This is a genomic window from Ruegeria sp. BE3, assembly GCF_056538865.1.
Genome location: NZ_JBQFTW010000001.1, coordinates 120,787 through 142,359, shown reverse-complemented (window position 1 = coordinate 142,359; position 21,573 = coordinate 120,787). Strand labels below are relative to the sequence as shown.

The following is a 21,573-nucleotide window of genomic DNA, read 5'->3' as shown; positions in this document are numbered from 1 at the left end:
GGCTTTAGGGCACCATCCTCGTCGATGCCCGAAACTTCGCCACCTTTCAGTCACAACCGCCGACACACCTTTAAAAGCGCCTAAGACAACGGTTTGTGCAGTCCACGCCGAAAGCACTCAGGTTGGGGCTGGAAAAGCCCTGTCGCTTTCGAACAACAAGTAACCTAAGCGAGCACTTCGAGCCGCACAGAAACGCGACAAACCCAAAGCGTGTATGATCGCGCCAGCGTTCTTGTCCATTCATTCTTGCGGCTGTCGTTATGTAGCATTCTCATTGATATCTCACGCACTTGCCGATCTTCGAGTGGTGAGCTTTATCTGCGGTGAAAGCCTGGAAACATGTCTCTTCCGCCGCAGAGTGTTGCTGGCTTATTTCGTATTCACGATCGGTGGATTTCTGCAGCGTCCTAAACAGTAATGTACGCCGGCAGCGTCGCCGGGTTGTAACTTCGTCGGTGGAGTTGTGGGAAACAGCATGTCAACACACGCATCAGGGTCGAGCTCGAAGTACGCAGCGATGCGAGGAGGCATACCCGAAGTGGTTTTGGTGTACATATCCCATTTTGGATTACTGCTTCCGCCTTTAGCGTTCGCCTCCCAGTAGTTTACGATGCGAATGTTTCGCCCATTTGCGTACAACTTATAATTAAAGTTTTGATTGTCTGGAGAAGCCTTTATTTCCAATCCCGTTGCCTTAGCCGCGACCGGAAAAATGTCATCAGGATTATTGTTGTTCCTTTTGTCGACGCGAGCGTTTGATGCTTCAACGTGAAAATACTGATACCGGAACTTGTTATTCTTAATCTTTGCTTTGGGAATTTCGGTCACCATTAGAACGCACAGCCGTAAGTTGCCATTCTCGTACTGGTAGCCTGGCAGAAGTGGGTCATGAGCGCATCTGTCTAGGATTTGGCCTTTAACGACGACCTCCCTTTTCCCGTTTGCTTTCCTGGTCGTTTCCGCAACTCTAACCAAAGATTGACCTGAAATCCCCGATAAGCTTTCAAACTTCTTGGTGTTGTTCTTTAGTCTTTGAATACAAGCGTTCAATGAACCATTTTTTTCGCACAGATCCGGTGCAAGTACATGAAATACGTTTACGAACTCTTGCTCATCCAACTCTGTTACTTTCTTTGGAAGGTCGTTACGATTACCGTTAGATCCTCCGGCAAGAAATTTTTGTACCGGTATATCCTGTACACTAAAAATTTCTCCCGTTTTCGGGTTAATTGGCCCCGGTGTACAACCAGACAGAACAAGTCCCAAGGATGTCACCAAAATTGTCCCTAACAAGTACTTTCGCATAATCGCCTCCAGACAAAACAGTAAGTTATACACATACCACAAAGTGCTCTAAAAACTCAGTGATTTTAAAAAAATTGCATCTTGGTACTATCGTGGACCGAAATTTGGATCAGCTATTCGATCCCATCGAGCCCAATTGGGTTTCGACTTCTCTAACGATTTGGTCCGTCAGATGATCGTGAAATCTTATCGGAGAATCCTCCAAGAGACTCGTTGCTTTGGCAATCTGACTTGCTGCTTCCTCCACTTCATCTTTGCAAAGGCATGCTGAGGCAAGCAATGTGTGAGAAAAAGCTACGATCTGACCCGACCCAGTAGCTTTGTATCGCTCTAAACCCGACCGTATCCTTTCGATGCCGCCATCCGCGCTTCCGCATTTGGCTTCTGCCCACCCCAGAATGATGCTTGACCACGCTTCCCAATACTGGAACTCGATCTTTTCGCTAATACGATGTGCTTCGGAGGCAAACTCACGGGATCGTTCAGGGTCGTTTATTGTACAGTAGATCGTGGCGATGATGCTAAGCGCATAACATCTGGTAAACTCGCTTGACTGCGAGTTGGTGAGCGCGATCGCGGCCTCAAGCTCATCTTGTATCGCTTCGAGCGTCAATTCCTTCAGCGCGATGGCCCAACACCGCATCACAGTGTCAACGACGGCTGAGTTCGCAGGATAGTAGCGGTGCATATCCTCGGGGTTTGATTGTTTGTGTAATTTCAAGGCGAGATCAAAATGAGAAATCGCTCGGTCAAATTCACCCAACAGAATGGACGCCATCCCCTTATAATGGTGACAAAGCGTATGCATAGCTGATGACGTTTCGGATTCTATGACAAGCGCCATACGTTCACAGTGCTCCCACGCGACATCTGGCCGTCCTGCAATGAGATTTTCCCCTGCGAGTTGATTAAGGTTGGTGAAAACGGCCTCTTTATCTCCAACTTTCTCTTTGAGTTGGATCAACCGGTCGAGGTTTACGCCAATATCAGGAGATCCCCAGCCACGCATTTCGAGTGCCAGGTATAGATTTTGTCGCAGATCGATTTCGATCTCATCCGACCCAGCTTCCCAGTCCAGATTATTGTGCGCTTCAAGAGCAGCTGAAAGGTGCGCGACCGCTTCTTGGCTCGCAAATTTTTGCAAACTTACTTGAGCTGCCAGATTCCATTGATCCCGAGCTGCCGCATGGTTTTCGGCTTCTCTTAAATGAAGAGCAAGAATCTCCGGGTTGCGATCACAGTAGTTGGGGAAATCCCGCATCATAACTTTTGCGATACGAAGATGTAATTGCTTGGCCTTTTGAGGCAGTATCGCATCATAGGCAGTGTCGCGAATTAGAGCATGTCTAAAGGAAAAACTGGCTTCTGTCCTACCTGATTTCGCAACCAGAATCTGTGCACGAACAAGAGTGCTGAGTTCCTGTTCGATTTCAAGTACATCGCGATCAGCCATAGCCGCCACCAATTGGGATGAAAAACTTCTTCCCATGGCAGCGCAAACTGAAATCGTATCAGGCGCCACGTTAAGGTGATCAAACCGGGCGCGAAACAGGTCTTTTAAAGTTGTCGGAAAAACTGAACCGTCGCTTAGCGGAGCGTTATTAACACCATCCAGACCAACCCGCTGAAACATGTTAACCAGTTCCTCAATAAACAGCGGAACACCCTCTGATCGCTTGGCTATTGTCGCTTCAACGGTACGGAGTAATTCGCTCGAATTTAGTAGTACCTCCACAAGCTGACGCGTCTCATGATTGCTCAATCGTGACAACGAAAGGGTAGTGACCTTAGAGTTACCATGCCAACGCGGAATATATTCAGGCCGATATGTGCCAAGCACCATCACGCGTAACTCGTCCAATCGGTCGATCAAAGTGTTCAGCAATTCTTCTGATGATGGATCTACCCAGTGCAGATCCTCAAAAAGGATAAGGACTGGACTTTGTTCAGACATCTTCTCAACGTAACGTAGCAGCGCATTCGTTATTCTAGATTTAGTTCCTTCGGGTGACGAAACATCACTATTTTCAATTCCTTCGATCGACAGGAATTCTGAAAGCGGTGCAAAAAACTCGTTTGCGTATTGTTCGCCCGACGCCACAAATGATTGAAGTTTCTTCAGTTTCGTTTCCTGGGTGTCCCCATCATCCAGACCGATAACATAATCAAGGTGCGACTTGACCGGATAAAACGGGCTGTTTTGATGATATGGTGAACACTGAAACACCAGGCGTCGCCCATTCGCTACGGCCAAATGCTTAAGGGTTTCTTCCGCAAGGCGCGATTTTCCTATTCCGGATTCTCCGGAAAGAAAGACTGCCTGCCCTTCCCGTTGGCAAGACATCATCCAACGACCATGTATTAGGTCGAGCTCCTGCTTGCGCCCGACCAGAGGGGTCAGATCGCCACGTTTACGCTTGTCAAAGCGAAGTTCTGTGTTTTTGGCCCCCTCAACCAACCAAACCTTAATAGGATCGGCAAACCCTTTCAATCGGTGGGCACCAATCGCCTTGCATTGGAAATTGCTTCCCAGCATCTGCTGCGTACGTTCAGAAATCGCAATTTGGCCAGGTGTCGCGATTGTCTGAAGCCGAGCAGCCAAATTAGGGATATCTCCCAATGCGATGTTGTCCATTGACTGACTAACATGATCTAAGTCTTCAATAACAACATCACCGGTAGCGATGCCGATACGCGCTGATAGCTCCTGTGGCGACTCTAAATCCCAAAGACGAATTTTTTCCTTTATCTGCAATGCACTTAATGCCGCTCGCTCAGCATCATCTTCATTCGCGTATGGGAAACCAAAATAAGAAACGACCCCGTCACCAACAAATTGGGCAAAATACCCAAAGTTGTCATGAATGGCCTCGGTGCTACAATATTGGAACTCTTTTAATATATCCCGATAAGCCTCAACACCAAGTTCCTGAACCAGGCCAGTCGAGTTCACTAAATCCACAAACATTATTGTCATCTGACGCAGTTCGCCGATCAGCCTTTCAGAGGTGCTCGCTTCCTTGTGGTTGTCCTTCACAGTTGGTTCTTGGTCGTGAATCGACGCAACAGTTGTGCTTAGTTCCAACGATTGCGCCGCCCGTATGAGACGTTTTCTATCACCCAAGGGGATATCGAGACGGATCAGGTCTTCTTCGGTCAACAGGGCCACAACATCGAGGTCAACAGAGTTTTCCTCAAAAACTGTGAGGTATTTTTCCATTTTTATGGAGGCCAACCAGGCTTTTAGATTGCTCACAACCTGTCACTTCCCAACCAACGGCACATCGAAAAAAGCTGTTAATTTTGTAAATCCGCACGCTTCACAAAATTCTGCATCAAGCCAGCTGACTTGTCAAAACGCTCAACATGCCGCCGAGCACAAGCCGACCCAGTGGCCAAAGCAAATGCTTGACCCGCCGCGCGAAGTAGAAGGCCCCTGCTTTCACGAATGAGAAGTGAACGGTTTTGTTCTCCAGCACGTACTACGCCCTTGGTCAGCTCCGGTTAAAGCTGAAGGGAAACAGCAGTTTACCTGTTGGGAGTGGTGCCCGGGGGCGGAATCGAACCACCGACACGAGGATTTTCAATCCAAAACTAATACAGTCTTTTCAAGATCTTAAATCAGAACAAACTGTCAAACCGGCTACCAAATATCAAAGACTTAGCCGCTGTTTGTCAAACCAATCTGCGGGGCAATCTGGCCAAAGAAAAACCGCTGAGGGGGCGGCCACCCACCTCAACGGCAATGCAAATCTATCTGCACGAACAGAATACCAAATTCGCAGCCTGTCCGCAATCGTGGGAGGCGCATATGTCTAGGCTCAATCGCTTTGAATGGCTCAAGGCCGTTCTGCAATGCGCTGACCTCAACTCGTCAACTAAGGCAGTTGCCTCAGCGCTTTCGGTACAGTTCGCCAACGACAGGACCGGCCAACTCAATCCCTCTTACCCTGAAGAAGAAATAGCCAAGTGCTCGACTTTCAAAAAGAGAGCGTCATGGTGCCAGACCGACGATGGCGCTATACCAGATGCGTTTTTCCCGGTAATGCAGCACAATGGCCCTCGGCTAGTACTGAACACTGCTAAGGTGAATTGTACAAACTCGATTCATCGCGCTTATTTCACCCAAAACCTTCCTAACGCACAAAAAAAACTACTGTCGCTGGCAACTATTTCAACGTTTTCTCAAATATCCGCTGAAATTGCAGGCCGCTCTTATGGGTCAGGCGCTTTGAAGCATGAGCCGCGAGAAGCCGAAGCCATCGGGGTGTTATTGCCTCCCGTGCATCATGCCAAAATTTCCTCGGCGTTTCAAAGAGCCGACGCCTTTTTGCGCGCTGGAAATTTTGACGAGGCCAGCCAGGTAGCTGACCATATGATTCTGGAAGCTTTAGACGTTGGATGCGTTCCTACACAGGCTGGTATCTTGAAGTCTGGTTTAGTGCAGTTGCGCAAGAACAGACAGCGCTAACTTGGGGTCTGCTCCGGGAGGGGGCAGGATCGTACGTTAGCGAGAACCGCCATTCCTGCAAAACGCGGCGAAGGTGTCGGAAGAGCCCGACTTGTTCCTTGGTCAGTCTGCAGCGAACGGCCACTCACACCGGTGAGCGTAAACGTGGCGAAACCCTAGTGGTTTTGCGATCGGGTTCTGTGATGGCTAGCATTCCGACGCTGCAGCGAGGTGCGAGGGAGAACAGAAGTCGCCGTTTTTACAGGTGGTTAAGCGAAGGGCTAAAGGTTATCCAAACGCACAACTACAACAAAAATGTTGACTACAGCGTGGATTCTGCCGACACTTTCTTCATAGTTTGTATAGTTTATGGAGTGGTCGATGAAATTTCTTAAGATTCACTTTATTGCTGCTACCGCAATCCTCGTTGGCACTGGAAGTTTTGGTCAAGATCTTCAATGGAACGCTCCGCTAGAGCGAGGCGATTTGCAATCTTCCGGAACCCATAACATCCCTTCGGATGATCCTAACGTCACCGCAAGTGACGATACCACGTACTATGTGAATTTGATAAACCGTAGCAATCTAGTGTTGGTACTTGGTGCAGTTGATCAGGGGGGTGGATTTGGAACGCCCTTTCCCATACCTCGAACAGGGCGTACTTGCCCCGAGAGTGAAACATTTGACAGCTGCTTTGACAATAAGAAATGGAGCACCGTCCTTTCTGTGTCGTGCCGTGATAATAACTTCAACTTTCTGGTTTGCACTGAGCCAGATGCCAACGGTGACTGCTCCGGCGCAGTATTTCTTATCACGCCAAATTGTAATGTAGCTGGCGGCGTTATTGGTTTGGACTAGGTCCGTTATAGATCGATGACTCACCGCCAACACCAAAGAAACTAACCATCGTAGAAAAGGGCGGTAAACATGGCGTCTATTTCTTCCGTAACATCGACTAAAGAAACTGTTTCGCCAACTCTACTAGAGCAAGATAACGTTATTGGCGTTGGCGTTGGTCTAGAGAACATAGACTCTGACTCCGATGAAGCAGCTCTAGTCATTTACGTTCGAACCGATCTTTCGGCATCCGATAGCAACGACATCCGTTCGTTGGTCTCTCGGGCATCACCTGATGAAGAAATTCCGATCCGTATCGAGGTGGTTGGCGAGTTCACCGCAAACATGGTGAGCGCGACGCCGAGTGGAACAGGCGCTACAGCTCACCCAATCTATTCCAAGAAGATTCGACCAGCGCAACCAGGATACTCTTTTGGCCCAACTACAAGCTCTGGCACTGGTGGGCTGATAGTGATTTCTAGCGACCGCACCCAGTTCTACGTTGCAAGCAACTGTCATGTTCTCAATGGCAACAACGACAGTCGCTATTACGCCACGTTGCAACCAGGCGCGGCCGACGGTGGTACTGTCGGTAGTGATAAAATCGGCCGCGCTTACTCTTACGTTCCGCTGAAGAAAACTGACAACTACCTTGATGCCGCTATGTCGATACCAGATAGTAATAGCTTGCTGAACCCGGACTATCCTACGGTTGGTCAGTTACCCGGGCACTATGAAACCTATAGGGTTGGTTGGACATTGTTCAAAGTCGGTCGCACTACTGGACCGCAAACCGGCCGCGTAGATTCCGTGAATACCGACTTGTCGGTCAACTATGGTAGCTACGGCGGATTAGGCACGATCGGCTTCAAGAGCCAGACCGTTATACTTTCCTCAAAACCTATAAGCCTACCCGGTGACTCGGGTTCTATATGGCTTCGAAAAAGTAACAACTATGCATGTGCAGTAAATTATGCTGGTTCAAGCGACGGAAAGCGATCAATTTCGTACCCCTTTAACTGGTTCTCGAGCATCTTCGATGTGAAAGTAGCGGCGTTAGCGTCAGCGGCCGGTGACGTCTTGAACGAGCGCGGCGACGAGATAGAAGCTTTGTTCTCTATGGCCAGCTCGCCCGTTTCGCTCGGAGGCCCGATCATACTTCCTGAAGATGAATAATTTCGGTGGGAGCGCCCAGAAAACTCGTTCGATTCCGGCGCATATAGAAAGGCTATTTGATGGATTTTGAATTTACCTTAAGACCGCCCTTTGATGTGGGTGAGCTTGCTGAAAAAACCTTCGTTTCTGAAGCAGTTACAATCACTTTCGTTGATGGCCGACGAATGGAAATGTCTATTTTCACTGATCTTATTGACGCCCAGTATTTCGCGAAAGATACAAGTATAGACTACCTGGTTGAGTTCACGGGACAAAATAGGTCTGGCGATCCGGCTTCCGGTAAGCTTCTTATTGGATATGCAAACATCAAAAGTGGAGGTACCTACGCCATTTCTCTGACGTTTGATCAACTTCCAGACGTATCTCTAACTTACCCGTACGATCTCGTATGAAGTTTCGCAGCGCACCTATTTGCATAATATTTGCTTTGTGGCTTTGTTGCTTTGTGGTTGCGCCAGAGCTATGAGTGAAACAGAAGCATATCATCATTGGCGAACTGGGTTTTGCTCCCCGCAGCAAAACCGGCGCCGAGTTTCTGAGAGTAGGCCCACATGGGAACGATTGGCCGGGCTCATCTTTCAAAGTCACGGTACACTTTGTTCATTCCTAGAGGAATTTTGAAATACTCATGAATTATCATGTCGTTTTTTGCTTAGGTATTCTTTTGAGTGTTTTGGTCGGATGCGGTCGCTCAGGTTTCAATCCGACGCTTCTGGATGACCATCAAAAACCTGTGGCTTCGCGGATCGTTTCCCAAGCGTTGCAACCTATGAGTTTTGCGAAAGCATCGCATAATGAGTGCTCGGCGACCGGTCGTTTAGTTCCAACTATCATCTCTGCAATTGCAGGAGAACTTGCTGACTTTGCCTTGAAGTACCTCAATCAACGATTGAAAGAGCAGTTAGCAAAATATACACGCGAAACAAGTCTTCTCAGCGAGAGCCAACTCCCAACAGAAGGATCGGCATGTGTCGCGGTCAAATACAAACTTGATCCTATCTTGTTACTTAAGGTACAGACCTACCCCGGCACCGGAATCAAGCTGCAGCCAATCTGGTTCGATCCATCGAAGTTCCAGCCAAAGATTGCATCGGACGCGGACAAGGTTGACTCTGAAACGATAATGGCTGTTGTTATGTCGGTACAACCGATTTATTTTGTACAAAGCACTCGACGCAAAGAGATCCCGGTTCAGGTGATTTCCACCAAATTGCCACTTTCTGTTGCGAGCGAAAGCGGACTGTTAATCAGACGGGAGAGTCGACCTAGATTCTCGGACATGCCGATGATGGCCGCTCCGCCACCAGGACAAACTGCTACATTTAAGATCGATGTGGCAACTGCTATTGAGCCTCCATTCTTGATTAGCAGCCTCGAGAGGGTGTTATCGAACAATCTTGATGACCTGTCGGAGAGCTTGGCGGAGGCGCTCTTGCAGTTGGCTGGTCTTGATGAAGAAGAATGAGGCTGCTTTCCTTTTTCTAATAAGTGGATTTGTTGGACGAATCCGGGTCGGGGATACCCAGCATGATAGTTGGAGCCCTCAAGCAGTTATACAAGAGGACGGACTGGTCGTCGTACAATGACGGTTTGAGGCAGCGCGTGGTATTGTCGATTTGGTCGATCCAGATTAGTTTTCCTTTCGCATCAACTTCACATGGGATCGGGTCGAGCCCGACCGACATTGCCGCATCGCGGACTTCTAAAATTATACTCAAGACTAGCAATCGGGGTGTGAATATTGCAATCGGCGCGACAGAAGTTGGCCATGGCGCTGGCATCCTGGGTGATGCTTTGAAGCACTAATATCTTTACTAACGGACTAACCTAGGCTCCTTTCATACCTTCCATTGACGATTGCCGTACCTTGCAGCCATTCCGGCGCCGTCGAGATCGGTGAGATATCTGCGGTTGCCCATACAAGGCTCCTTGCTCTCATATCCCGGCTGAGCTTCAATAGTAGGTAGGTTATTCTTTGAGAAAGCATATTGCCCATAGTGCATTATGGAACAAAAATCGTAATCCGAGTAATTTACCGTGTTACGTTTAGCGAAATTGCGCTCCGCTCCGCTAATGATATTTTGGGTATTTATCCGCACAAATGTATCCCTGTCGACACGGCTTTGCTCATGACTTAGGCCGAGGGCGTGCCCTATCTCATGTGCAATTATGTACTTCCATCCCCAGTTATAAATACCCATCTCCTGCCTTCCACCAATCATTCCGACATAAGACCAGTTCCCAGGGTCGTCCTTGACATGAATGTAGTTTGTTGCGGTGGATTCTATGAAAGCTACGTTCGCAACTCGGCTCCAGACGCGAGTTGCGTCTCGAAACTTATCTTTATTGTCGGCTGAAACATTGCCGTCAAATGCGTAATATACCTCGCCATTCGTCCAGCGACGGCCTGTAAAGCCCCGAACCCGAATGTCGTTCAGCAAGAAGCGCATGCAGTCTATTTGAACGACCTGCCGTCCCTCCTCGTCTTCAAAAACTGTTGCGTTTTCTAGCAACTCTTCGAGCTGACTTTCTGTCGGAGGATTGGGAACAATCGCCATTTCTTCAGGTTGATCGGGGTCCAAGAAAAAGTTGGCCACTTTGGTCTCCTCATATTTTAGTTGGACTTATTTGAAATAGGTAACTTTGCACAGTTCTTAAGGGGCGACACAGCCTGCTCTCAGCGACCGTCCCCCTGGACTTGTAAACGCCTTTTTGATAGTTTCTTTAGTTTACGGCGTCGCGAGCATCACGACAAGTTTGGAGTGCGGCATGGAAAAAGAACGGGCTAAGGGCAAACTTGGACTTTCGGCCCCAGACCCGCGGCTCTCAGAGATTACGCAATTAGCTTTGAGAAACGATTTAAATCTCTTAAAATTGAAGGAGGGTGGGGTTCTATGGTGGCGTACACCGACAGGCATAGTGTTGACAGGCACGTGGAGCCACAGGGGGGAATTCCCAGAAGACTTCCTGGTTTTTTCACTTGATGATTTCGACAATGATCTACTGGTCGATATCGGAACAAGCAGAATCGATGGAAAGGAGTACTATGGCCTGAGTATCCAGTTTGAGGGGGATACTCTGCGTTCTACACATGTTTACGAAGAGACTTGGATGGAAGAATAATTGCTCATTCAACCCATCCTAAGTCAATGATGCACAGTTCCTAGACTATTCGTTCTTTGGTCTTCTCCAGCCCCGGTCTTGCGGGTCCCTAAGAGAATATTCGCGTCTCACATAGTATCTAAATTCGACGATAACTCAGAAGATATCAAGGGCGCCTGCTGTTCGTCTAATCTGGGCTCTACTTTTGCACAATTGCAGCGAGTGCATCTAACTGTGGAACATTGTGGTCAGGTAACTTCCGGGTAGTCCTGATAATTCGTTCTTGTGTTTCAATGGCGGTGAGCCGTGGATACGCAGACCGAACAAGTGCAACCACGAAAGCTCCCACGGCTTCAGGATACCCAAAATGAGACCGGTAACCGCCATCGCGTGAGAACACACTCCAATAACCGACGGGAACCAGAGCGTCATTGGACGGATGCGCCTCATTGCGTAATGATTGGTCACAAAAACTTAGAACAAAGTCGTACGTCTTTTCCCCCTAAAATTGGGCCACTACTTTGGCCGAGAAGGGGGACAAGAGACGGCGCGGAAGCATTACTCAGACGAAGACATTCTGAAGCTGTTGCGTGAGATTGAACTGAAGCTGGCAGATGGCGAGGATGTTCGGACGGCCTGTCGTGGTGTCGGTGTCAGCGATGCGACCTACTACAATTGGCGGCGTCGGTTCGGTGGCATGGGCAAGTCGCAACTGTCGGAGTTGCGCAGCCTGGAGAAAGAAAATACCCGGCTGAAGAAGATTGTGGCCGAACTGGAGCTGGACAAGCTGATCCTCAAGGAAAGTCTGACCTACCTAAAACCGAGGGCCTGACGACGAGCCAACTTCGTCAGGCCGTCATTCATGCTCGCCAGAAGCTCGGCACATCAGAGCGCCGCACCTGCAAGGTGGTCGGCCTTACACGCAGCTCCATGCAATACCAGGCCGAAGAGAAGAACGATGATGCTCTTCGATTGGCCGTGATCCATCTGGCCAAGAGCTATGCGGAAATCCATTTCGTGCACCAATCCGACGACGGCGATTTGCTCGTAATTGCAGTGCTAGTAGAGAACGGCGCGGCGAATGTTGAAATGGAAAGCTTGCTAGACCACGTCCCAGCCAAGGGGCAATTCGTGATACCAGAAATTGTGATGTCCCCGGAAAATCTGATACCTGGCCACCCTGCTGGTTATAGATACAAGGGCTCTTTGACCACGCCGGGATGCTTTGAAATAATCACATGGCACGTTGCTTGCACAGTTGATAAGGAATTACTTCGACACGGAACACTATCAGAATCTTGCCGACGCCACACGCGGCGATTACCTAAAATGCGCCGCCTTCCTTGAGCCAATCAAGAACACACCAATTCACGTAATCGACACTCCTTTAGTTGCCGGAATTCACGACAAGGCCGCTAAGAAGATCGGTTGGCGACGTGCCAACATGGTAAGGACACTTCTGAGTGAAGTCTTTCGCCACAATATCCCCAAAGGTCTGATTGACGCTAACTATGCCAAGGATGTGATTCCGAAGCGTCGCCCACGCGATCAAGCCTATGCCAACCGCCCTTGGAGCATGGATGAGCGAAACATAGTTCTGTTTCACGCAAAACCGCACGTGCAGGTTGCCTTGACGTTGATGATGAATACAGGCCTAGACCCATCCGACGCGCTGAAATTGCGTAAGGACCAAATCGATGGCGAAACGATTTGGGGCTTACGCGGAAAGACAGGCGAGGAAATTGCAATTCCGGTGAGTCCAACTTTGCAGTTAGCTCTAAAGAGCATCCCAGAACATGAAGCCGAAACTGTTCTTTGCAGTTCCCGAGGCGAAGCCTGGACGTACAATGGGTTCTCGACTGTGTGGCACCGTTTCAAGAGCGACTTGGAGAAAGAAGGGCTGGTTGCTCCGGGCCTTACGCTCAAAGGTCTACGCCATACCGTGGCAACAACCCTACGCGAAGCAGGACTAGACGAACGGCGCATTGCGGATCTTCTTGGGCAAAAAACCCCATCAATGGCGCGGCACTATTCACGGTCGGCGAACCTTGCAGACAAAAATCGCGAGACTGTGGCGACTCTTGAAAAAGAAAACGAGAAGCGCTCAAAGACTGTCAAACCCCAGCCAATTAACGTCAAACTGAACAAGAAGGGAATTAAGGAATGAAATATAAATCAAGCAATTTCATGCATTTAAGTGGTGCCCGGGGGCGGAATCGAACCACCGACACGAGGATTTTCAATCCACTGCTCTACCCCTGAGCTACCCGGGCACGGGAACGGAACTTACCGTTGGGTGGAGGCGTTCTATGATTTGCCATCGGGAGTGTCCAGAGGCTTTTTGACATTTTTTCAATGTTGACGCGGTTGTCCTTGATCATCGTCTGAAACGTCAGGATCCGCATCCTCTTCGCGCTGTGAAGGAACAGAGTATGACCCGTTCAGCCATTTGGCCAGATCAAGATCCGCGCAGCGTTTTGAACAGAAGGGGCGGAAGCTGTGGACGGAATCTTCGCCGCAGATCGGGCAACTCATTTCAGCACCTCAGTCAGCGGAACGCGAGCACGTTTGCGTTGCAATTCATAATGACCAAGCGGGGTCCAGCCGGCCAGAATGGTCTCGTCGGGATCGGTTTTGAAGGCAGCGCGCAAGGCGGCCTCGAACCCACGGCGGTCTTTCTTGGGCATTGGGGCGAGATCCAGCGTGATTTGTCCGCCAAGCCCGCGCACTCTCAGCACCCGAGGCAGTGATTTGGCGCAGGCGAAGTTGGCTTTGGTTCCTGCCGCCAGCGAACTGTCCGACCCGGTATTAACATCAACCGCGACCAGTGCCCGCGTGGGCTGGATATAGAGGTGCCCGCCACCCGCAAGAGGTTCGGAGATGCCGCGCGCGACGTCCAGCGCATCCAGCACGCCGTGATCCTCGAAACCACCCGGGGCGGTGACGACCTCGGCTGGGTCAGTCCAGTCGCGCCAGGCGAGAATATGCGGGCCATCACCCTCGCTGAGGGTTTCAGGCTGGTCGCCCGGGTCGTTCAGAACCTGTTCGGCCTGGAGACGCATCGCAGCGATGTCTTCCGCGATCTCGTCGCTTTCCGCCCCGGCGCAGCAAGACCTCAGGATCAGGCCATGCGGGCTGTCCTCCATCTGCTCGTGCGCGATTTCCAGCAAGCGGTCTCGCTCGTCTTCGTCGCGGATGCTGCGCGAGATATTGAGGCCGGGTGCATCGGGCGTGACAATGGCGAAGCGGCTTTTGAACAGAACGCGGTTGGTAACCGGTATCGCCTTACCCGGCTCGGCGTAACCACTGATCTGGACCAGCAGCAACGCCCCCGGAGCCAACCCCTTGACCTGCCGCAGAAAAGCGGGGCCGTCGGGGGTGGTCAGAAACATGCCGCCCTGCCCTTTGACCGGGCGCTCGGCGCGCGCACGATAGATGGTGCCCGGAGGAGGTGCCTCTCCGGTAATCAGAAAGTCCTCAAGTGCGCCATCCATCATGAGTGCGGCGGCTTCGCGGCCTTCGATATGGTCCAGAACGATTGTGCGGCCTTTCATGACACCTCACCACGATACAAGGGGTAACCGATGCCTTGCAAAAGCGAGGCAGTCTCGGCCAGAGGTAAGCCCACGATGCCGGTGAACGAACCAGAAATCCATGGGATGAACGCTCCGGCGGGGCCTTGGATGGCATAAGCGCCGGCCTTGCCTTGCCAGTCCCCCGTCGACAGATAAGCGTTGATCTCTGTGTCCGAGAGGCGCTTTACCTTGACCTGTGAAACCACGTCGCGTTGCAGAATTTTCTCACCGCGGCGTACGGCAACCGAAGTGATCACACGATGGCGTCTGCCGGACAACGCATGCAGGAATTCGGCGGCCTGCCCTGCATTTTCAGGCTTGCCCAGAATACGGCGGCCCAATGCAACGGTGGTATCCGCGCAAAGGGTGACATCACCGCTATCCGCCTGAACCGCCTGCACTTTTTCGCGCGTGATGCGACTGCAATAGGGAAGCGGCAACTCGCCTTTCAAAGGCGTTTCGTCGATCTCAGGAGGGTGTATCGCATCAGGATGAACACCAAGCTGCGCCAGCAGGTCCAGCCGCCTTGGGCTGCCCGATCCGAGGATAAACGCCATTGGGCGAAGCGTTATTTAAAGCGGTAGTTGATCCGACCCTTGGTCAGATCATACGGGGTCATCTCGACCTGAACCTTGTCGCCAGCCAGAACACGGATGCGGTTCTTGCGCATCTTGCCTGCCGTATGTGCGATGATCTCATGGCCGTTTTCCAGCTCGACCCGAAACGTCGCATTAGGCAGGAGTTCCTTCACGACACCGGGAAATTCGAGCGTATCTTCCTTGGCCATGTTGTCTCCACATCTAAGTTGCACTCGCAGAATCTGCGAGGGTGTGCGCTTAAATGAGCTTATTTCGGCCTTATTTCAAGGGCGGAATCACCTAAAGGGGTGATATTGTGACTGAATCGACTCTGGGACCCTGTTCGACCCAATGAGCACGATTGAGCACATGACCATCAGCGCGGACAGCAGCGATTGCGCCCAGATCGACATCGGCATAGGTCCATCCCGGCTGGTTCAGGACCCCCTCGGCCAGAACACCGGTTTGCGGGAAGCCTTTGTCGGGCGGGCCAAAAACACCGCCCATGCCGGTGTTCATATCCACGGCTTCAGACCACTCATTGTTGCCGACAAGTGACGACATAACTGTAACGCATTGATTTTCAAGTGCTCTTGACATCGCACCAATGCGTACACGCCAATATCCTGATAGGGCCTCAGTGCAGGATGGTACCAGGATCAGGTCGGCATCCTGCAGGGCGCGACCCAGCAATGGGAACTCACTGTCATAACAGATCAGCACGCCGATCTTTCCCAAAGCCGTATCAAAGAGCTTCAGCGGACCGCCCGGCGCGATGTCCCAGGCATCACGTTCGAACCGGGTCATGATCTGCTTGTCCTGATGGTCAACGCCACCGTCGGGCGCATAGAGCGTGGCCCGATTCACCGGTCGGCCCGGTCCATCCACAACAGGGGCCGAGGCACCCAGAATGTATGTGTTGTACTCTTTCGCGAGGCGCTGATGTATGTGTTGTACATCTTCCATGCGGTCGGAAACCGCCCGGATCGAGCGTTCCAGATCGCCAGCTGCAGCTGCACCATCAAGCGTCGAAAGCTCCATCGCGCCGTATTCGGGAAAGACCAGCAGCCCGGCCCCCTGCCTCGCGGCCTCGGACACCCAACGATTCAGCTTGTCTTCGTACTGCGCCCAGCTGTCGAACCAGTCGAGATCATATGCAGCGGTTGCGACTTTCATGCCCGAAATCCTTAACGGTTTATTTCGCGCTACATTAAGGTGCGCATTCGGTGGCTGTATAGGCCAGTTGCAATGCCTTAGATAGTCGAGTCCGAAAGAACAGACAGCGCTCAACGCGGCAGAAGCCAAGATCGGCAACAAAAACTTGGAACTCGTCGCAAAGGCGGAAGGGTGACGTCCGAACACCGTCAGGTTTGAGGAAAGTTTTGTATTTACCTCGGGATGCCCCTCAAGGCATTGGGGTATATATGAAAATAGCGGTCATATCGCCGTGCAAACCACGCTCAATTTGACCCTTGAAGAGCCGATGCAACACGATGGGAATCGTGCGCGAGAAACTATAAAAACTGCCTTTTTCTTCAAGGTGTTGAAGAATTTTAACGGTCAGAATGGAGAGATGGTGCTGCTGGAGAGAATTGAACTCTCGACCTCTCCCTTACCAAGGGAGTGCTCTACCTCTGAGCTACAGCAGCGCCGTGGGCGGGTGATTAGACTCAAACGAAACGCGGCGCAAGGGTGTCTGGACGGTTTTTTTCCACTCCTGTAGAGAAAGGCAATGGCAGACAAAAATTCACCCAAAAAACACGGCAAACCCGGTGATGCACGCGAGGAGCGGCTGAAGGCGGCGCTCAAGGCGAATATGGCGCGGCGCAAGGCGCAGGCCAAGGCGCGGGCGGCATCCGAGGACAAGGCCGGCAAGGACGAGGGATAAGAGCAGATGGATTCGATTCTGGTAACGGGCAACGGCCCGCTGAACGGGCAGATCCCGATTGCGGGGGCCAAGAATGCGTGCCTGACGCTGATGCCCGCGACGCTTCTCAGCGAAGAACCGCTGACGCTGACCAATGCGCCGCGTCTAAGCGACATCAAGACGATGACCGCGCTGCTGCAATCGCTGGGGGCCGAGGTCTCGTCGCTGCAGGATGGTCAGGTGCTGGCGATGTCCAGCCATGACTTGATCAGCCACACAGCGGATTATGAAATTGTGCGCAAGATGCGTGCCTCGAATTTGGTGTTGGGACCAATGCTGGCGCGGCTGGGGCAGGCTGTTGTCTCGCTACCCGGCGGCTGCGCTATCGGCGCGCGACCGATGGATCTGCATGTCGAAGGTCTTGAGGCGTTGGGGGCCGAGATCGAGCTGAAAGACGGGTATCTGCACGCCAAGGCCCCGGGCGGTCTGAAAGGCGCGGTGCATGAGATGCGCTTTGCCTCCGTGGGTGCCACCGAGAACATCGTCATGGCGGCCACACTGGCCAAAGGCACCACAGTGCTGAAGAACGCCGCGCGCGAGCCCGAGATTGTCGATCTGGTCGAATGCCTGCGCAAGATGGGGGCTCAGATTTCGGGCGAAGGCAGCTCGACCATTGAGATTCAAGGCGTCGACCGGCTGCATGGCGCGACCCATCAGGTGGTGACCGACCGGATCGAACTTGGAACGTATATGCTGGCCCCGGCCATCTGCGGGGGCGAGGTCGAATTGCTGGGCGGGCGCATGTCGCTGGTCGAAAGCTTTGCGGCCAAGTTGGATGCGGCGGGGATCAGCGTCTCTGAGACCAACAACGGGTTGAAAGTGTCCCGCAAGAACGGGCGTGTGACCTCGGTCGATGTGGTCACCGAACCGTTCCCCGGTTTCCCGACCGATCTGCAAGCGCAGATGATGGCATTGATGTGCACTGCCGAAGGTGTGTCCGTTCTTGAAGAGCGTATTTTCGAGAATCGCTTTATGCATGCGCCCGAACTGGTGCGCATGGGTGCGAATATCGAGGTGCATGGCGGCACCGCCACCGTGACCGGGGTTGAGCGTTTGAAAGGCGCGCCGGTCATGGCGACGGATCTGCGGGCTTCGGTCTCGTTGATCCTTGCCGGTCTGGCGGCGGAAGGTGAGACGGTGGTCAGCCGGGTCTATCATCTGGATCGCGGATATGAGCATGTGGTGCGCAAGCTGGAAGGCGTGGGCGCAAAGATCGAACGGATTAAGGGTCAATGACAGACGCGAGTTTCAAAGACGGCCGCGAGGCACCACTGAACCTTGGGGCCGAGGATGAGGATGACCTGAAGGTCATCGCGACCCTGACACAGGACGCGATTTTCCCGGTCACCGAGATGACATGGCAACCCAGCCAGCGCCGCTTTGCGCTGCTGCTCAATCGCTTTCGCTGGGAAGACAAGGATGCCGCCGCCCGGCGCGGTCGTGCGTTTGAGCGGGTGCAGGCCGTTTTGATGTTCGGCTCGGTTCTGTCGGTGGCCAGTCAAGGCATCGACCGCAGCGACAAGGACATGATCCTGTCGCTGTTGTCGGTCGAATTCGAACCGTCGGAAGATGGCGCAGGGCAAATCCTGCTGACGCTGGCGGGCGATGGCGCGATCCGCCTGTCGGTCGAGGCCATTGATGCCACGCTGAAAGATGTCACGCGCCCCTACAAGGCACCGTCCGGCCACGCCCCTCATCACCCCGAGTGAACAACAAACGCGGCATAGCGCAGGCCTTCCCGAACCCGCCGCAAGGCACTGCAGTGCGGCGGGCAACCGTGTTTGATGTGTTCGATATCAGTCGCACCCTGATCCGTTCGATCCGCAATCTGTGTCAGGCGGATAATCTGGGTGACCCCGAAAAGCTTGCTCTGTGGATCGCCAACAAGGACCCGGCCTCGGTCCGGGGCTGGATCGAGGCCGGCGCCTCTCTATGGGTCGCGACCAGGGGGGATGGGATCGCAGCTGTTGGCGGGTTGCGAGCAGAGGGTGAGATATCGCTGCTCTATGTCGATCCCGATTGTTCCGGTTGCGGACTCGGCACGGCGCTGTTGTGCCGTTTGGAGAATGAACTGCATGCGCAAGGCTGTACCGAGGCACACTTGCAGGCAACCAAAACCGCCCATGCGTTCTATCGCAAGCAGGGTTGGCAGGATGATGGTGGCCCAACCGAGTGGCACGGCATCCCGCAATTCCCGATGCGCAAATCGCTGCACCCCTTGGGCTAAGGGTTGAGGCCGCCCGGTCTCGGCGATAAGACCCGTGGGAACGCTTTCGGAGTCCCTTATATGCCCGTTTTCCTCGACACGACCTCCGCCGATTTCGAGCCCGCGTTTCAGGCGCTGTTGTCCGCCAAGCGTGAGGACAGCCCCGATGTGGATGCGGTCGTGGCGCAGATCATCGATGATGTGCGGACCCGTGGCGATGCGGCGGTGATCGAACTGACCGCCAAATTCGATCGGTTGGAGCTGACGCCCGAGACCATGGCCTTCTCTGCCGAAGAGATTGCCGAGGCTGTTGCACAGGTTACGCCCGAGGACCGCGCTGCACTTGAACTGGCTGCCGCGCGCATCCGGGCCTATCACGAAAAGCAGATGCCTGAGGATCATCGGTGGACCGATGAGTCTGGCGCTACGCTAGGCTGGCGCTGGTCGGCGGTGTCGGCTGCGGGGCTCTATGTGCCGGGCGGATTGGCGTCTTACCCATCGTCGGTTCTGATGAACGCGATCCCGGCGAAGGTGGCGGGGGTCGAGCGGCTGGCCATCGTTGTGCCAACACCTGACGGTCAGGCGAACCCGCTGGTCCTGCTGGCAGCGCAGCTGTCGGGCGTGGATGAGATCTATCGCATCGGCGGCGCGCAAGCGGTGGCCGCGCTGGCTTATGGCACCGATACGATTGCGCCGGTCGACAAGATCACCGGGCCGGGCAATGCCTTTGTCGCCGCCGCCAAACGCCGAGTATTCGGTAAGGTTGGCATCGACATGATCGCGGGGCCGTCAGAGATTCTAGTGATCGCCGATAAGGACAACGAGCCCGACTGGATCGCGCTGGACCTGCTCAGCCAGGCCGAACATGACGAAAGCGCCCAGTCCATTCTGATCACGGACGACGCGGGCTTTGGTCAGGCCGTTGCGCAGGCGGTCGACAAACGCCTCGAAACCCTGGAACGCCGCGCCATCGCCGGGGCCAGCTGGCGCGACTATGGCGCCGTGATCACCGTGCGCGATCTGGACGAGGCAGCCGCGCTGTCCAACCGTATCGCGCCCGAACATCTGGAACTCTGCGTGGCCGATCCGGTAGCGCTGAGCCAGCAAACCATCCACGCAGGCGCTATCTTCCTCGGTCAGTACACGCCCGAGGCCATTGGCGATTATGTCGGCGGCCCCAATCACGTGCTGCCTACCGCGCGTTCGGCGCGCTTTTCGTCCGGCCTCAGCGTCATGGATTTCCTCAAACGCACCACGCTCAGCCAGATGACGCCCGAGGCCCTGCGCGCCATCGGCCCGACGGCGGAAACGCTTGCGCGATCCGAAAGCCTCGAAGCGCATGGCCTGTCCGTTTCCGCGCGCCTGAACCGGCTGAATGACTGAAGTGACGCAAAGACCCGGCACGCATGGCGCTTCTGTGCGTTGCCCATTGAAATTCGTTGTTATAGGTCTGTGCAGACGTAAGGATTGTGACCGTTAAGATGACCCGTATCTCGCATATCGAACTGGATGACCGAAACCTGCCTCCGCCGACCCCCGAGATCGAGCAGGAGCGCAAGGTCGCCATCTATGATCTGCTTGAGGAGAACTCATTCACCCTTCCAGCGCGTGACGACCGGGCGATCCCGGACGGACCTTACCATGTGCAGCTGTCGATCCGCGACAAACGGCTGGTCTTCGACATCGAAACCGAAGCCAGTGAGAAGGCGGCCGAATTTCACCTGTCGCTCGGCCCGTTCCGGCAGGTAGTCAAGGATTACTTCCAGATCTGCGAAAGCTATTTTAACGCGGTGAAGAACCTGCCGCCCAGCCAGATCGAAACCATCGACATGGCCCGGCGCGGCATTCACAACGAAGGCAGCCGCGTGTTGCAGGAGCGACTGGAGGGCAAAGCCGAGGTCGATACCGATACTGCCCGCCGCCTCTTCACGCTGATCTGCGTGCTGCATTTCGGAGGCTAACGGGTGACGCCGCTGCCGCAGTCCATCCTGTTCTGTTGCGACCACAATTCGGTCCGGTCGCCCATGGCTGAAGGCATCATGAAGAAATTCTACGGCACAGGTACATACGTACAGTCTGCCGGAGTGCACAGCGATCTGGATATCGATGGGTTCTGCATCGCGGTCTGCCAGGAGATCGGCGTCGAGCTGTCCCGCCATCGCACACGATCCTTCGACGAGATGGAGGAATGGGGGGACGATTTGAGTTCGTTCGACCTGATCGTCGCGCTGTCCCCGGCCAGCCAGCGCCGGGCGTTGGAACTGACGCGGATTTTTCACCTCGATGTCGATTATTGGCCAATTATGGACCCTACCGGGATGGGAGAGACACGGGAAGCCAAGCTACACCACTACCGACAAACCCGCGATCAGATCGTTTCGCATCTGAAAGACCGCTGGGGCGAACCGACGGAGTGA

The 21,573-nt window shown here is 53.3% G+C and carries 24 protein-coding genes and 2 tRNA genes; 16 read left to right on the top strand and 10 right to left on the bottom strand.

The genetic code is table 11. The features are described 5' to 3' along the window. Nucleotides 1-369: 369 nt before the first annotated feature. Both ACR0AZ_RS00695 and ACR0AZ_RS00690 read right to left on the bottom strand, forming a co-directional pair. On the bottom strand, nucleotides 370-1,305 hold the full coding sequence (locus tag ACR0AZ_RS00695) for a hypothetical protein (protein ID WP_480666534.1): 936 nt from the start codon (nucleotides 1,303-1,305) through the stop codon (nucleotides 370-372). 109 nt (nucleotides 1,306-1,414) lie between these two features. Continuing rightward, nucleotides 1,415-4,561, bottom strand: a complete 3,147-nt coding sequence (locus ACR0AZ_RS00690; RefSeq protein WP_480666533.1) for an adenylate/guanylate cyclase domain-containing protein — start codon at nucleotides 4,559-4,561, stop codon at nucleotides 1,415-1,417. A 489-nt stretch (nucleotides 4,562-5,050) separates the two neighbouring features. Here ACR0AZ_RS00690 and ACR0AZ_RS00685 point away from each other — a divergent pair, with 489 nt between their 5' ends. From ACR0AZ_RS00685 to ACR0AZ_RS00665, 5 genes are all read left to right on the top strand, one after another. Beyond that, complete coding sequence (locus tag ACR0AZ_RS00685) at nucleotides 5,051-5,776, top strand: hypothetical protein (RefSeq protein ID WP_480666532.1); 726 nt, start codon at nucleotides 5,051-5,053, stop codon at nucleotides 5,774-5,776. A 360-nt stretch (nucleotides 5,777-6,136) separates the two neighbouring features. Next, on the top strand, nucleotides 6,137-6,613 hold the full coding sequence (locus tag ACR0AZ_RS00680) for a hypothetical protein (RefSeq protein WP_480666531.1): 477 nt from the start codon (nucleotides 6,137-6,139) through the stop codon (nucleotides 6,611-6,613). Nucleotides 6,614-6,682: 69 nt separating this feature from the next. Continuing rightward, nucleotides 6,683-7,768: a hypothetical protein gene (locus tag ACR0AZ_RS00675; RefSeq protein WP_480666530.1), complete on the top strand. Its 1,086-nt coding sequence runs from the start codon at nucleotides 6,683-6,685 to the stop codon at nucleotides 7,766-7,768. Between the two features lie 59 nt (nucleotides 7,769-7,827). Next, on the top strand, nucleotides 7,828-8,160 hold the full coding sequence (locus tag ACR0AZ_RS00670) for a hypothetical protein (protein ID WP_480666529.1): 333 nt from the start codon (nucleotides 7,828-7,830) through the stop codon (nucleotides 8,158-8,160). Nucleotides 8,161-8,396: 236 nt separating this feature from the next. Further along, nucleotides 8,397-9,233 (top strand): hypothetical protein, encoded by an 837-nt coding sequence (locus ACR0AZ_RS00665; RefSeq protein WP_480666528.1) that lies wholly within the window; start codon nucleotides 8,397-8,399, stop codon nucleotides 9,231-9,233. A 373-nt stretch (nucleotides 9,234-9,606) separates the two neighbouring features. Here the strand turns inward: ACR0AZ_RS00665 and ACR0AZ_RS00660 are convergent, their stop codons facing one another. Beyond that, nucleotides 9,607-10,365 (bottom strand): M12 family metallopeptidase, encoded by a 759-nt coding sequence (locus tag ACR0AZ_RS00660; RefSeq protein ID WP_480666527.1) that lies wholly within the window; start codon nucleotides 10,363-10,365, stop codon nucleotides 9,607-9,609. A 172-nt stretch (nucleotides 10,366-10,537) separates the two neighbouring features. Here ACR0AZ_RS00660 and ACR0AZ_RS00655 point away from each other — a divergent pair, with 172 nt between their 5' ends. From ACR0AZ_RS00655 to ACR0AZ_RS00640, 4 genes are all read left to right on the top strand, one after another. Continuing rightward, complete coding sequence (locus ACR0AZ_RS00655) at nucleotides 10,538-10,891, top strand: hypothetical protein (protein WP_480666526.1); 354 nt, start codon at nucleotides 10,538-10,540, stop codon at nucleotides 10,889-10,891. A 487-nt stretch (nucleotides 10,892-11,378) separates the two neighbouring features. Then, nucleotides 11,379-11,702: a transposase gene (locus ACR0AZ_RS00650; RefSeq protein ID WP_480666525.1), complete on the top strand. Its 324-nt coding sequence runs from the start codon at nucleotides 11,379-11,381 to the stop codon at nucleotides 11,700-11,702. A 98-nt stretch (nucleotides 11,703-11,800) separates the two neighbouring features. Beyond that, on the top strand, nucleotides 11,801-12,217 hold the full coding sequence (locus ACR0AZ_RS00645; RefSeq protein ID WP_480666524.1) for a carbonic anhydrase family protein: 417 nt from the start codon (nucleotides 11,801-11,803) through the stop codon (nucleotides 12,215-12,217). Further along, nucleotides 12,117-13,037, top strand: coding sequence for a tyrosine-type recombinase/integrase (locus ACR0AZ_RS00640; protein WP_480666523.1), 921 nt, complete (start codon nucleotides 12,117-12,119; stop codon nucleotides 13,035-13,037). The genes ACR0AZ_RS00645 and ACR0AZ_RS00640 overlap by 101 nt, the downstream gene beginning before the upstream one ends. Before the next feature lie 31 nt (nucleotides 13,038-13,068). On the opposite strand, the gene ACR0AZ_RS00635 is transcribed toward ACR0AZ_RS00640, so the two are convergent. The 7 genes from ACR0AZ_RS00635 to ACR0AZ_RS00605 all read right to left on the bottom strand — a co-directional run bounded on the left by ACR0AZ_RS00635 (nucleotide 13,069) and on the right by ACR0AZ_RS00605 (nucleotide 16,672). Next, a tRNA-Phe gene (locus ACR0AZ_RS00635) sits at nucleotides 13,069-13,143 on the bottom strand. Between the two features lie 79 nt (nucleotides 13,144-13,222). After that, entirely contained in the window at nucleotides 13,223-13,405 is a 183-nt protein-coding gene (locus ACR0AZ_RS00630; protein WP_480468992.1) for a DNA gyrase inhibitor YacG, read from the bottom strand. Then, on the bottom strand, nucleotides 13,402-14,424 hold the full coding sequence (locus ACR0AZ_RS00625) for a ribonuclease E/G (RefSeq protein WP_480468991.1): 1,023 nt from the start codon (nucleotides 14,422-14,424) through the stop codon (nucleotides 13,402-13,404). Before ACR0AZ_RS00625 ends, ACR0AZ_RS00630 begins: the two co-directional genes overlap by 4 nt. Continuing rightward, nucleotides 14,421-15,002 (bottom strand): Maf family protein, encoded by a 582-nt coding sequence (locus tag ACR0AZ_RS00620; RefSeq protein ID WP_480468990.1) that lies wholly within the window; start codon nucleotides 15,000-15,002, stop codon nucleotides 14,421-14,423. The genes ACR0AZ_RS00625 and ACR0AZ_RS00620 overlap by 4 nt, the downstream gene beginning before the upstream one ends. Before the next feature lie 11 nt (nucleotides 15,003-15,013). Continuing rightward, nucleotides 15,014-15,232 carry a translation initiation factor IF-1 gene (gene infA, locus ACR0AZ_RS00615; RefSeq protein ID WP_005978431.1) on the bottom strand — a complete coding sequence of 73 codons (219 nt, stop codon included), beginning with the start codon at nucleotides 15,230-15,232 and terminating at the stop codon, nucleotides 15,014-15,016. A gap of 91 nt (nucleotides 15,233-15,323) precedes the next feature. Next, nucleotides 15,324-16,199 (bottom strand): carbon-nitrogen hydrolase family protein, encoded by an 876-nt coding sequence (locus ACR0AZ_RS00610; RefSeq protein ID WP_480468989.1) that lies wholly within the window; start codon nucleotides 16,197-16,199, stop codon nucleotides 15,324-15,326. 398 nt (nucleotides 16,200-16,597) lie between these two features. Further along, nucleotides 16,598-16,672: transfer RNA gene (locus ACR0AZ_RS00605), tRNA-Thr, on the bottom strand. A gap of 83 nt (nucleotides 16,673-16,755) precedes the next feature. On the opposite strand from ACR0AZ_RS00605, the gene ACR0AZ_RS00600 reads away from it, so the two are divergent. From ACR0AZ_RS00600 to ACR0AZ_RS00570, 7 genes are all read left to right on the top strand, one after another. Continuing rightward, complete coding sequence (locus ACR0AZ_RS00600) at nucleotides 16,756-16,911, top strand: hypothetical protein (protein ID WP_480468988.1); 156 nt, start codon at nucleotides 16,756-16,758, stop codon at nucleotides 16,909-16,911. Between the two features lie 6 nt (nucleotides 16,912-16,917). Then, nucleotides 16,918-18,186, top strand: coding sequence for a UDP-N-acetylglucosamine 1-carboxyvinyltransferase (gene murA, locus ACR0AZ_RS00595; RefSeq protein ID WP_480656970.1), 1,269 nt, complete (start codon nucleotides 16,918-16,920; stop codon nucleotides 18,184-18,186). Continuing rightward, the gene (locus ACR0AZ_RS00590; protein WP_480468986.1) at nucleotides 18,183-18,659 is read left to right on the top strand and encodes a DUF2948 family protein; all 477 of its coding nucleotides are present in this window, start codon (nucleotides 18,183-18,185) and stop codon (nucleotides 18,657-18,659) included. Before murA ends, ACR0AZ_RS00590 begins: the two co-directional genes overlap by 4 nt. Continuing rightward, nucleotides 18,656-19,177 carry a GNAT family N-acetyltransferase gene (locus tag ACR0AZ_RS00585; RefSeq protein ID WP_480468985.1) on the top strand — a complete coding sequence of 174 codons (522 nt, stop codon included), beginning with the start codon at nucleotides 18,656-18,658 and terminating at the stop codon, nucleotides 19,175-19,177. Before ACR0AZ_RS00590 ends, ACR0AZ_RS00585 begins: the two co-directional genes overlap by 4 nt. Before the next feature lie 60 nt (nucleotides 19,178-19,237). Then, complete coding sequence (hisD, locus tag ACR0AZ_RS00580; RefSeq protein WP_480666521.1) at nucleotides 19,238-20,539, top strand: histidinol dehydrogenase; 1,302 nt, start codon at nucleotides 19,238-19,240, stop codon at nucleotides 20,537-20,539. Between the two features lie 98 nt (nucleotides 20,540-20,637). Continuing rightward, a complete protein-coding gene (locus ACR0AZ_RS00575) occupies nucleotides 20,638-21,117 on the top strand; it encodes a UPF0262 family protein (RefSeq protein WP_480468983.1) in 480 nt (159 codons plus the stop codon). A gap of 3 nt (nucleotides 21,118-21,120) precedes the next feature. Continuing rightward, nucleotides 21,121-21,573, top strand: coding sequence for an arsenate-mycothiol transferase ArsC (locus ACR0AZ_RS00570; RefSeq protein WP_480468982.1), 453 nt, complete (start codon nucleotides 21,121-21,123; stop codon nucleotides 21,571-21,573).

Excerpts from the sequence above, each read along its gene's own strand:
- ACR0AZ_RS00695 (WP_480666534.1), bottom strand. The coding sequence starts at position 1,305 with ATGCGAAAGTACTTGTTAGGGACAATTTTGGTGACATCCTTGGGACTT.
- ACR0AZ_RS00685 (WP_480666532.1), top strand. The coding sequence starts at position 5,051 with ATGCAAATCTATCTGCACGAACAGAATACCAAATTCGCAGCCTGTCCG.
- ACR0AZ_RS00680 (WP_480666531.1), top strand. The coding sequence starts at position 6,137 with ATGAAATTTCTTAAGATTCACTTTATTGCTGCTACCGCAATCCTCGTT.
- ACR0AZ_RS00675 (WP_480666530.1), top strand. The coding sequence starts at position 6,683 with ATGGCGTCTATTTCTTCCGTAACATCGACTAAAGAAACTGTTTCGCCA.
- ACR0AZ_RS00670 (WP_480666529.1), top strand. The coding sequence starts at position 7,828 with ATGGATTTTGAATTTACCTTAAGACCGCCCTTTGATGTGGGTGAGCTT.
- ACR0AZ_RS00665 (WP_480666528.1), top strand. The coding sequence starts at position 8,397 with ATGAATTATCATGTCGTTTTTTGCTTAGGTATTCTTTTGAGTGTTTTG.
- ACR0AZ_RS00655 (WP_480666526.1), top strand. The coding sequence starts at position 10,538 with ATGGAAAAAGAACGGGCTAAGGGCAAACTTGGACTTTCGGCCCCAGAC.
- ACR0AZ_RS00645 (WP_480666524.1), top strand. The coding sequence starts at position 11,801 with ATGCAATACCAGGCCGAAGAGAAGAACGATGATGCTCTTCGATTGGCC.
- ACR0AZ_RS00630 (WP_480468992.1), bottom strand. The coding sequence starts at position 13,405 with ATGAGTTGCCCGATCTGCGGCGAAGATTCCGTCCACAGCTTCCGCCCC.
- ACR0AZ_RS00625 (WP_480468991.1), bottom strand. The coding sequence starts at position 14,424 with ATGAAAGGCCGCACAATCGTTCTGGACCATATCGAAGGCCGCGAAGCC.
- ACR0AZ_RS00620 (WP_480468990.1), bottom strand. The coding sequence starts at position 15,002 with ATGGCGTTTATCCTCGGATCGGGCAGCCCAAGGCGGCTGGACCTGCTG.
- infA (WP_005978431.1), bottom strand. The coding sequence starts at position 15,232 with ATGGCCAAGGAAGATACGCTCGAATTTCCCGGTGTCGTGAAGGAACTC.
- ACR0AZ_RS00610 (WP_480468989.1), bottom strand. The coding sequence starts at position 16,199 with ATGAAAGTCGCAACCGCTGCATATGATCTCGACTGGTTCGACAGCTGG.
- ACR0AZ_RS00600 (WP_480468988.1), top strand. The coding sequence starts at position 16,756 with ATGGCAGACAAAAATTCACCCAAAAAACACGGCAAACCCGGTGATGCA.
- murA (WP_480656970.1), top strand. The coding sequence starts at position 16,918 with ATGGATTCGATTCTGGTAACGGGCAACGGCCCGCTGAACGGGCAGATC.
- ACR0AZ_RS00590 (WP_480468986.1), top strand. The coding sequence starts at position 18,183 with ATGACAGACGCGAGTTTCAAAGACGGCCGCGAGGCACCACTGAACCTT.
- hisD (WP_480666521.1), top strand. The coding sequence starts at position 19,238 with ATGCCCGTTTTCCTCGACACGACCTCCGCCGATTTCGAGCCCGCGTTT.
- ACR0AZ_RS00575 (WP_480468983.1), top strand. The coding sequence starts at position 20,638 with ATGACCCGTATCTCGCATATCGAACTGGATGACCGAAACCTGCCTCCG.